Consider the following 10,818-nt stretch of genomic DNA (forward strand, 5'->3'; position numbering starts at 1 on the left):
TAAGTTTCTTTCTATTATTTGAACTGGATGATGCCGTTATTTCCCTGATGTTACTGTCGTGGATTTTCTTTTTACTGGCAAGGTGGCATTGGCCGGTTGTGATGTTAAATTTATTAGGCGTCATCGGCATATTTTGGTTTTTCGCATCAGGTTTTGTCGAGATGAAACATCATAAGAATATTATTATTAACGCGCTAATTAAGGTTTCCTTGCTGGACAGTATTCTGTTTCTTATTTTCTCATTAAGCTTATTTATTAATATGCTGTTTTGGTTGGAGGCATGGCAACGGGAGCGGTTGTCCACCATTACCAACATTGTGCGATAAAAAATGCCGGTTGGGTTTCCCCTGACCGGCATTTTTGCTATTTCCTGACAATTTAGTTATTCCCTGACAACCACTTTCGTCAGAGAACTCTGTCATACATCAAATCATTTCACTTGCATGCCGGGTTGGGCACCACTGTCTGGGCTAAGCAGGAAGATATCTTTACCGCCAGGGCCTGCTGCCATCACCATACCTTCTGAAAGACCGAAGCGCATTTTGCGTGGTGCCAGGTTAGCCACCATCATGGTCAATCGGCCTTCCAATACTTTCGGGTCAGGATATGCAGAACGGATGCCAGAGAAGACCTGGCGAGTTTGGCCGCCGATATCCAAAGTCAATTTCAATAACTTATCAGAGCCTTCAACAAATTCTGCCTGCTGAATCAGCGCAATACGCATATCCACTTTAGCAAAATCATCAAAACTGATGGTTTTCTGAATCGGAGAGTCAGCTAATGGCCCGGTGGCTACCACTGTTGGTGCCATATCCGCTTTAGACGAAGTAACCATTTCGTTAACTTTATCTAAATCGATACGATTGAACAGGGCTTTAAAGGTATTGATCTGATGGCCTAACAGCGGTTGTTGAATGCTATCCCACGTCAGTTCGGTATTGAGGAAAGCCTCAGTACGTTCAGTCAGCGATGGCAATACCGGTTTCAGGTAAGTCATCAGTACGCGGAACAGATTGATACCCAAGGAGCAAACCGCTTGTAGGTCGGCATCGCGACCTTCCTCTTTCGCTATCACCCACGGGGCTTGTTCATCAACATAACGATTGGCAATATCAGCCAGTGCCATGATTTCACGGATAGCTTTGCCTGATTCGCGGCTGTTATAGGCATCTGCAATGCTGATAGCCGCATCAGTGAAGGTTTTATACAGCACCGGATCTGCCAACTGGTCGGCTAATTTACCGTCAAAGCGTTTATTGATAAAACCTGCATTACGCGAAGCCAGATTCACAACTTTATTGACGATATCGGTATTAACACGCTGGACAAAATCTTCCAGATTTAAATCAATATCATCAATGCGTGAAGAGAGTTTCGCGGCGTAGTAATAACGCAAGCAATCAGCATCAAAGTGTTGCAGGTAGGTGCTGGCTTTAATGAATGTGCCGCGTGATTTCGACATTTTCGCGCCGTTTACCGTGACATAACCATGAACAAAGATATTGGTCGGTTTGCGGAAATTGCTGCCTTCCAACATGGCAGGCCAAAACAGGCTATGGAAGTAAACAATGTCTTTACCAATAAAGTGATAAAGATCGGTTTCAGAACCTTCACGCCAGAACTCATCAAAGTCCAGATCGCCGCGCTTGTCGCACAGATTCTTAAACGACCCCATATAGCCGATTGGGGCATCCAGCCAGACATAGAAATATTTACCTGGCGCATCCGGCACTTCAAAACCGAAGTAGGGCGCATCACGGGTGATATCCCACTGTTGTAGGCCAGACTCAAACCATTCTTGCATTTTGTTCGCAACTTGCTCTTGCAGCGCACCAGAACGCGTCCAGGCTTGCAACATATCGCTGAAGGCCGGCAGGTCGAAGAAGAAATGTTCAGATTCGCGCATCACCGGAGTCGCACCAGAAACCGCCGATTTTGGGCTGATAAGTTCAGTCGGGCTGTAGGTTGCGCCACACACTTCACAGTTATCGCCATATTGATCTGGCGCTTTACACTTCGGACAGGTGCCTTTGACAAAACGATCGGGCAGGAACATGCCTTTCTCAGGGTCATAGAGCTGAGAAATGGTGCGATTCTTGATATAACCGTTTGCTTTCAGACGGCTGTATATCAGGCTCGACAGTTCACGGTTTTCATCACTGTGAGTGGAGTGATAGTTATCATAACTGATAGCGAAACCGGCGAAATCCTGTTGGTGTTCCTGGCTCATTTCGGCAATCATCTGCTCTGGTTCGATACCCAGTTGCTGAGCTTTCAGCATGATCGGGGTGCCGTGGGCATCATCTGCACAGATAAAATGAACCTGGTTGCCGCGCATTCGCTGGAAACGGACCCAGATATCTGCCTGGATGTGCTCGAGCATGTGGCCGAGATGTATAGAACCGTTAGCGTATGGTAGCGCGGACGTCACCAATATTTTTTTCGCGACTTGAGCCATAGTGGGAAATTGCTTTCTTTATGTCGATTAAAGGGTCTTTGATGTTAACCGATATGCTGGCTTGCCGCTAGGGTAAGGCAACCCGCACTTTGCCTTAAGTCATAATCGGTTTACTTTGGTGACACAGGGGCAACTGAGTTCTGGTACACTATCATTGGTTAATAACGATAAATTCAAGGAGCCGGGATGAGCCCAAAATCCCCCGAGCAGACCACCCCTGACCTGCTGCAATCACAAATTTCAAAGGTTCTTACGGCCTTTACTCACCCAACCTTGCAAAAGGATCTCCATACCCTGCGTGCTATCCACCATTGCGCCTTATTGGACAATGTGTTGCATATCGAGCTGGTGATGCCGTTTGCCTGGCAATATGGTTTTGATGCATTGAAAGAGTCGGTCAGCGGGGAATTGCTGGCAGTGACTGGTGCTAAAGCTATTGATTGGAAGCTGTCACATAATATCACCACGCTCAAACGTGCCAATGATCAGCCGGGTATCAAAGGCGTGCGTAATATTGTGGCTGTCAGTTCGGGTAAAGGTGGTGTGGGGAAATCCAGTACCGCCGTTAATCTGGCACTGGCATTGGCGGAAGAGGGGGCCAAAGTCGGCATTCTGGATGCCGATATTTATGGCCCTTCCATTCCCAATATGCTTGGAACCATGAATCAGCGGCCAACGTCCCCTGACGGCAAGCATATGGCACCGATCATGGCTCACGGTCTGGCGACTAACTCGATTGGTTATCTGGTCACTGATGAGAACGCTATGGTGTGGCGCGGCCCGATGGCCAGTAAGGCATTGATGCAGATGCTGCAAGACACCTTATGGCCGGACTTGGATTATTTGGTGATTGATATGCCACCGGGTACCGGTGATATCCAGTTGACGCTGTCGCAAAATATTCCGGTGACGGGAGCATTGGTGGTGACAACGCCACAAGACATTGCCTTAATCGATGCCATGAAAGGCATTGTGATGTTTGAGAAAGTGCATGTGCCAGTGTTGGGTATTATTGAAAATATGAGCATGCATATTTGCAGCAATTGCGGCCATTTGGAGCCTATTTTCGGCACCGGCGGGGCGGAGAAACTGGCGCAGAAGTACCATTGCAAACTGTTGGGCCAAATTCCATTGCATATTTCTTTGCGCGAAGACCTTGATCGCGGCGAACCAACGGTTATTAGCCACCCTGACAGTGAATTTGCTGATATCTATCGCCAACTGGCATCAAATGTGGCGGCAGAGATGTACTGGCAAGGGGAAGCTATCCCAACGGAAATCTCATTCCGCGCGGTGTAACAGCCGCTAACCCCCCTGCGGCGTCAAAGACGCAAAATTATACCCTGCGGCGTCAAAGACGCAGGGTATAGTGCTGGCATCAAACCCGCTAACTCCTTATAATTGCCGCGCTCGAAGCACCTAGCGTGCTTTGTCTCCCCTCACACTTCGTAATCAGGTCTTTAATTTTATGACTGACAAAGCACACCAGTGCGTCATTATCGGGATAGCGGGTGCCTCAGCCTCCGGAAAAAGTCTTATCGCCAGCACGCTGTATCGCGAATTACGCGAGCAGGTAGGTGACCAACATATCGGCGTTATCCCTGAGGATGGTTATTACAAAGACCAGAGTCATCTGTCAATGGAAGAGCGGGTCAAAACCAACTATGACCATCCCAGTGCCATGGATCACAACTTATTGCTGGAGCATTTGCAATCGTTGAAAGCAGGCCGGTCGATTGAACTGCCGCTTTACAGTTACACTGAGCACACCCGCAAAAAAGAAACCGTCCATTTAGAACCCAAAAAAGTGATTATTTTGGAAGGGATCTTGTTGTTGACCGATATCCGTCTGCGTCAGGAGATGAATTTCTCGATCTTTGTTGATACCCCGCTGGATATCTGCCTGATGCGCCGTATGAAGCGTGATGTTAATGAGCGTGGTCGTTCGATGGACTCTGTGATGGCGCAATATCAGAAGACTGTGCGTCCAATGTTTCTGCAATTTATAGAACCATCCAAACAATATGCTGACATTATCGTTCCTCGCGGTGGTAAGAACCGAATTGCGATCGATATTCTAAAAGCGAAAATCAGTCAGTTCTTTGAGTAATGTTCGTCTGGACCTTTGCTTCTTAATATGGCAGCTTGCGTAGTAGATAAGCTGTAACATGCGAATTTTGATGGAGATTTTAGCAATGAGACTGTGCGATCGTGACATAGAAGCCTGGCTGGACAGCGGTAAATTAGGTATTGATCCCCGCCCACCGGTAGAACGTATCAATGGTGCCACAGTCGATGTTCGCTTAGGCAACCAATTCCGTGTATTCAATGGTCACACGGCGGCATTTATTGACTTAAGCGGCCCGAAGGATGAAGTCAGCGAAGCGCTGGAACGAGTCATGAGCGATGAAATCAATCTGCCGGAAGGGGAGGCATTCTTCCTGCATCCAGGGGAGTTGGCGCTGGCAGTGACACTGGAGTCGGTGACAATCCCTGATGACTTGGTCGGCTGGCTTGATGGTCGTTCCTCATTAGCTCGCCTTGGATTAATGGTGCATGTTACCGCACACCGTATAGATCCGGGTTGGCAAGGCAGGATTGTGCTGGAGTTCTATAATTCAGGTAAGCTGCCATTGGCGCTACGCCCAGGGATGTTAATTGGCGCGCTGAGTTTTGAACCACTCTCCGGCCCGGCAGCGCGCCCTTATAACAGCCGTCAGGACGCAAAATATCGTGGTCAACAAGGTGCTGTAGCCAGTCGTATCGATAAAGATTAGCCATTTCTTGCGCAAAGTTTAGCCTGTTTGGACTTTTTAGCCTGATTAGACAAGAGGATGTCATGAGACGATTACTGACGACGTTAATTATCCTGCTGGTTGTGTTAGTTGCAGGGATGAGCGCATTAGTATTGCTGGTTAATCCTAATGACTTTCGCGCCTACATGGTCAAACAGGTAGAGAGAAAAAGTGGTTATCAGTTGCAACTGGAAGGAGATTTGCGCTGGCATGTCTGGCCCCAGCTTAGCATTATTGCTGGCCGGACCGCGCTGACTGCCCCCGGTGCGGCGGCACCGGTTGTCAGTGCTGAAAATATGCGGCTGGATGTCAAACTTTGGCCTCTATTATCACATCAACTTGAAGTAAAACAGGTGATGTTGAAAGGGGCGGTTATCCGCTTGACGCCCGACAGTGAAGCCCAACAACAGCCTGACGCTCCTGTTGCACCATCCGGTAATGTGCCTGTTAATGAGCACCGTGCCTGGAAGCTCGACATTAATAAAGTACAAATCGCTGATAGCCTGTTGATTTGGCAGCGGGCAGACAATGATCAAGTCAATGTACGTGATATCAATCTTGAACTTCAACAAGATGCCCAACGCCAAGTACATATCTCTCTCTCCAGCCGTGTTAACCGTAACCAACGTGATGTGACTTTCTCACTGGTCGCGGATGCAGACATGCGCCATTATCCACAGCAGTACAGCGCCAATATCAGCCAATTCAGTTATAAATTGGAAGGTGCGGATATTCCTGTTGGCGGCGTGAGCGGCGAAGGGACACTACAAGCCAGTTATCAACACGATATTCAACAATTATTGCTGAACCAACTGAGTTTCTCGGCTAATAACAACCAGTTGACGGGGACCGCCAAGGCCACCTTGGGGGAGGTACCCGATTATGTTATCAATTTGGCTGCCGACAATCTTAATCTGGATTCTATTTTTGGTTGGGAGTCTAAAAGTACGATTGCCAGCAAAGAAACGGCCAAACAGCTTGCCGTGACAGCGCCGGTGATTGCGATTCAGGCTGATGATGATGTCGGGCAGGACTTGCAGGCATTACGCGACTTTACCGCCCAAATATCGCTAACGGCGAATAACCTGGTCTATCGGGCGATTAAAATCAGTCAACTCAATCTTCAAGCCTCTAATCAGCGCGGGAATGTAGAGATTAGCCGCTTAACCGGTAGTGCGGTTGAGGGCGATTTTTCGTTGCCAGGCTCACTGGATGTGACGGGCAAGAGGGTCCTGGCTACCGTTAACCCAGTGATAAACCATATGGAATTGGGGCCGGTTCTATTGGCCGCCGGTTTGCCGCCGATGATGACGGGCAAATTTTCCATGAAAGCGCAGTTGTCTGGTGATGGCCTCAATGTTGAGGCATTCAACCACCGTTGGCAGGGGGATGCGCAGTTCGGCATGACTAATGCGCGGCTGGAAGGGCTGAATATTCAACAGCTTATTCAACAGGCGGTGACTCGCAGTTCCAGTGATGTCAAAGGTCAGGATCGTTATGAGCGTTATACTGAGGTTACACAGCTACAAGCGAGCCTGGCGTTGCACCGAGGATCAATGAAAGTCAGTAATCTTAGTGCCGATTCGGCGTTGATTTCTATTAAAGGTAATGGGTCACTTAATTTACCCGCACAGCAATGTGATATGAATCTGGCGGTGCGGGTTATGCAAGGCTGGAGCGGGCAAGATAGCCTGGTAAAAATGTTGCAAGCTACTGATATCCCTCTGCGCATTTATGGTCCGTGGACTCAGCTTAGCTATCAATTGAATGTCGAACAGTTGTTGCGTAATGAATTACAGCAGCGAGCTAAAAAAGCACTCAATGATTGGGCAGAGCGTAATCAACAAAACCGTGCTAGCAAAGATCTTAAAAAGCTTATCGATAAGCTTTAATTACCCATTATCTCCGATAGGCATGGCTGTTTATCGGAGATAATGACGGCATACTGTTATCTATTTGTTGTATAATTGTTCACCAATCTCGCCATTCAAAACATAAAATCCTCTCTCTTGCTCACAAACTACTATTTGTTTCTAAAATCTCTGCGAATCATTGATAGATGTCATAAACTCGCCGATGGACTTTGGGCAGAGTGCAGAGCCATTTAAGTATTTTAACGATAATAATGCTGAAGCAATATTTAGCAACACACAGCAACAGGCAAGATTCAGAGAGGGTATATGTTAGATCTTTTGATTGGGATAGTCGTGGCCGTAGGTGTAGGCCGTTATATTATTAAAGGCTATTCAGCAACAGGTGTGCTGATGGTCGGTGGCTTACTGCTATTAATTATCAGTGCCTTGATGGGCAAGAATGTATTACCTGCCAGTGCGACCTCAACCGGCTGGCGGGCGACGGACATTGTTGAATATGTCAAAATCTTGCTGATGAGCCGTGGTGGCGATCTTGGCATGATGATCATGATGTTATGTGGCTTTGCGGCTTATATGACCCATATCGGTGCCAATGATGTCGTGGTTAAGATTGCCTCTAAACCACTGCAAATGATCAATTCCCCATACTTACTGATGGTTGCGGCTTATCTTGTGGCCTGCTTGATGTCGTTGGCGGTATCATCGGCAACCGGGTTGGGCGTGTTACTGATGGCGACACTGTTCCCTGTGATGGTTAACGTCGGTATCAGTCGGGGTGCCGCAGCTGCAATCTGTGCATCACCGGCGGCAATTATTCTCGCGCCAACCTCAGGCGATGTGGTACTGGCAGCGAAAGCCTCTGAGATGCCATTAGTCGATTTTGCTTTTAAAACCACCTTACCTATCTCTATTGCCGCGATTGTCTGCATGGCTATCGCGCACTTCTTCTGGCAGCGCTATCTGGATAATAAAAGTCAGGAAAAGCATGAGATGATGGATGTTAATGACATCACCACCAATGCGCCGGGTTTCTATGCCATTTTACCCTTTACCCCGATTATCGGCGTGCTGATATTTGACGGTAAATGGGGGCCGGAACTGCATATTATTACAGTGTTGGTGATTTGCATGCTGATTGCCGCCGTCATTGAATTCTTACGCAGCTTCAGTGCTAAAACAGTATTTACCGGCCTTGAGGTGGCTTATCGTGGCATGGCCGATGCGTTTGCTACTGTAGTAATGCTTTTGGTTGCCGCCGGGGTATTTGCACAAGGGTTGAGTACCGTTGGTTTTATCAGTGGTCTGATTGGGCTAGCTCAATCTTTTGGTACCGGTGGCATTATTATGATGCTGGTACTGGTGGTGATTACGATGCTGGCGGCCATGACCACCGGGTCAGGCAATGCGCCGTTCTATGCGTTTGTTGAATTGATTCCAAAACTGGCAGCTCAGATGGGGATAAATCCAGCCTATCTGGTTATTCCGATGCTACAGGCTTCAAATTTGGGGCGTACTTTATCCCCGGTTTCAGGCGTGGTGGTTGCTGTTGCTGGTATGGCAAAAATTTCACCATTTGAAGTGGTGAAACGCACCTCGGTACCGGTTTTAGTCGGGTTGGTGGTGGTGATTGTTGCCACTGAGATTCTGGTGCCTGTGCACTTGTAATCACAATCTGTCACGATAAAAAAGCCGGGCGAGTTTACCCGGCTTTTACGCCAAATCACGACGGTTTATTACACTTCATAATCTGGGTCAGGCACTTTCAACGGTGTTATTTTTACCTTCAAGATACGATGGCTGCTGACTTCCAACGGCTCAAATAGGTAGTCACCAATTTTCATCTGTTCACCGACCTGCGGGATGCGCTGGGTATACTCCATGATTAACCCGGCCAAGGTGTGATATTCACGTTTATCATCGATAGGTAGCGGCAGATAGAGCACCAAATCTTCCAGCGGCATATAGCCATTCGCAATCCAGCAACCATCCTCGGTTTGCTGAATATCATGACGGGCATCCAACTCTTCACCGGCCACGGGCAGATTACCGGCAATGGTTTCCATCACATCGGTCAGGGTAACCACCCCTTCGATGGAACCAAATTCATCCACGACAAAGGCAAAATGCGTCTGTGCCTGACGGAACTGCTCTAATGCCATCAACAGCGAAACCTGCTCGGGGAAAATCAACGGTTGGCGAATCAATGCGCGTAAGTCGAGCTTTTCATCTGCTAACTGCTGCCTTAATAAATCAATGACGTGAATAACACCCAAGGGTTCATCGGTCGAACTATCTTCAGTAACCACAATTCGGGTATGCAAATTTTTTGTCAGCAACTGAGTCAGTTTCTCTGGCGGATCGTTAAGATCCAGATACTCAACATCATGCCGTGATGTCATGATGCTGCTCACGGTACGTTGCGCCAGCCCCAACACCCGTTCAATCATGCGGCGTTCCTGCTCATTGAACACCTCTTGGCCGACACTGGTATTATCAGCGATCAGGTTAGCAGTATGGTTATCCAGCTCGGCCTCTTCGTGTTTGCCACTTAGCATACGTAACACTGCTTCTGCGGTTCTTTCACGTAACGGTCTAACCGTTGACAAAAAGCGACGGCGATTGAATTGTGCGAATTGATTGAGCGATTCAATAATGACGGAGAAACCAATCGCAGCGTACAGATACCCTTTTGGAATATGGTAACCAAAGCCTTCAGCCACTAAGCTGAAACCGATCATCAGTAAGAAGCTCAGACAGAGTATGACAATGGTTGGATGCGCGTTGACAAAACGGGTTAATGGCTTACTGGCCAACAGCATCAAACCTATGGCAATACACACCGCAGCCATCATGACCGCGAGGTGGTCTACCATACCGACGGCAGTAATAACCGAATCGAGCGAGAATATGGCATCCAGCACCACAATTTGTGCGACGACCGGCCAGAACCGTGCGCCTTTGCGCTGCTGACCTTGATGCTGGTCCTTGCCCTCAAGCCGCTCGTTTAACTCCATGGTGGCTTTAAAGAGCAGGAATATCCCACCGACTAGCATGATTAAGTCACGGGCGCTGAACGGGTGGCCAGATAAGGTGACCAAGGGAGCCGTTAATGTGGCCAGCCATGAAATACTGGCTAACAGCACCAAACGCATCAACAGTGCGCACAGTAAACCGGTAACTCTGGCTTTATCTCGTTGATGACGTGGAAGCTTTTCTGCCAAAATGGCGATAAATATCAGGTTGTCAATGCCTAATACAATTTCGAGCACGACCAGCGTTGCCAGTCCTGCCCAAATAGTAGGATCTGCGATCCATTCCATATATCCAATTTCACCTTTGATTTCTACGGCTTATGCCGCCAAAGTGAATAATGGGCGCTGATAAGCTAAAATTCAACATCCAATCATGTAATAACCTACACTGATTGCAAATGGCGCAAATAATCAACAGCAACAAAAAGTGCAAAAGCATTGCTTAAATAGATTGAAAAACAATCAATTAAGCAGTTAAAGCATCCAGCCATGAAATATATTTGTTCGGTTTATTCTTAAAATAGCTAAAAGAGTCTTATAAATCGGCAAATTACGGAAGGTTGGCTGAACAAAATGTTAATGTGGAATATAATACGGCATTAGGGCGTTAATTTTTTATTTTTCCCAGTTAACATGTATTAGTAACACATTGAAATAAT

At 47.5% G+C, this 10,818-nt stretch carries 7 protein-coding genes and 1 pseudogene; 6 read left to right on the forward strand and 2 right to left on the reverse strand.

Translation table 11 applies throughout. From position 1 onward, the window contains the following. A pseudogene (locus tag V2A85_RS18620) lies at nt 1–326 on the forward strand (hypothetical protein); the annotation flags it as partial. A gap of 104 nt (nt 327–430) precedes the next feature. Here V2A85_RS18620 and metG read toward each other — a convergent pair. After that, the gene (gene metG, locus V2A85_RS18625) at nt 431–2,458 is read right to left on the reverse strand and encodes a methionine--tRNA ligase (RefSeq protein WP_420072067.1); all 2,028 of its coding nucleotides are present in this window, start codon (nt 2,456–2,458) and stop codon (nt 431–433) included. Between the two features lie 186 nt (nt 2,459–2,644). On the opposite strand from metG, the gene apbC reads away from it, so the two are divergent. From apbC to dcuC, 5 genes are all read left to right on the forward strand, one after another. Next, nucleotides 2,645–3,757 (forward strand): iron-sulfur cluster carrier protein ApbC, encoded by a 1,113-nt coding sequence (apbC, locus tag V2A85_RS18630; protein ID WP_083159354.1) that lies wholly within the window; start codon nt 2,645–2,647, stop codon nt 3,755–3,757. A 169-nt stretch (nt 3,758–3,926) separates the two neighbouring features. Then, entirely contained in the window at nt 3,927–4,568 is a 642-nt protein-coding gene (gene udk, locus V2A85_RS18635; protein ID WP_083159353.1) for a uridine kinase, read from the forward strand. A gap of 85 nt (nt 4,569–4,653) precedes the next feature. After that, a complete protein-coding gene (dcd, locus tag V2A85_RS18640; RefSeq protein ID WP_032906849.1) occupies nt 4,654–5,235 on the forward strand; it encodes a dCTP deaminase in 582 nt (193 codons plus the stop codon). Between the two features lie 62 nt (nt 5,236–5,297). Beyond that, on the forward strand, nt 5,298–7,145 hold the full coding sequence (asmA, locus tag V2A85_RS18645) for an outer membrane assembly protein AsmA (RefSeq protein ID WP_372558459.1): 1,848 nt from the start codon (nt 5,298–5,300) through the stop codon (nt 7,143–7,145). Between the two features lie 288 nt (nt 7,146–7,433). Next, nucleotides 7,434–8,792, forward strand: coding sequence for an anaerobic C4-dicarboxylate transporter DcuC (gene dcuC, locus V2A85_RS18650; protein WP_005187706.1), 1,359 nt, complete (start codon nt 7,434–7,436; stop codon nt 8,790–8,792). 68 nt (nt 8,793–8,860) lie between these two features. Here dcuC and V2A85_RS18655 read toward each other — a convergent pair whose 3' ends face one another. Continuing rightward, nucleotides 8,861–10,447: a TerC family protein gene (locus V2A85_RS18655; protein WP_372558460.1), complete on the reverse strand. Its 1,587-nt coding sequence runs from the start codon at nt 10,445–10,447 to the stop codon at nt 8,861–8,863. Between the last annotated feature and the right edge of the window lie 371 nt (nt 10,448–10,818).

Source organism: Yersinia sp. 1252 StPb PI (genome assembly GCF_048593885.1).
GTDB lineage: Bacteria > Pseudomonadota > Gammaproteobacteria > Enterobacterales > Enterobacteriaceae > Yersinia > Yersinia enterocolitica_E.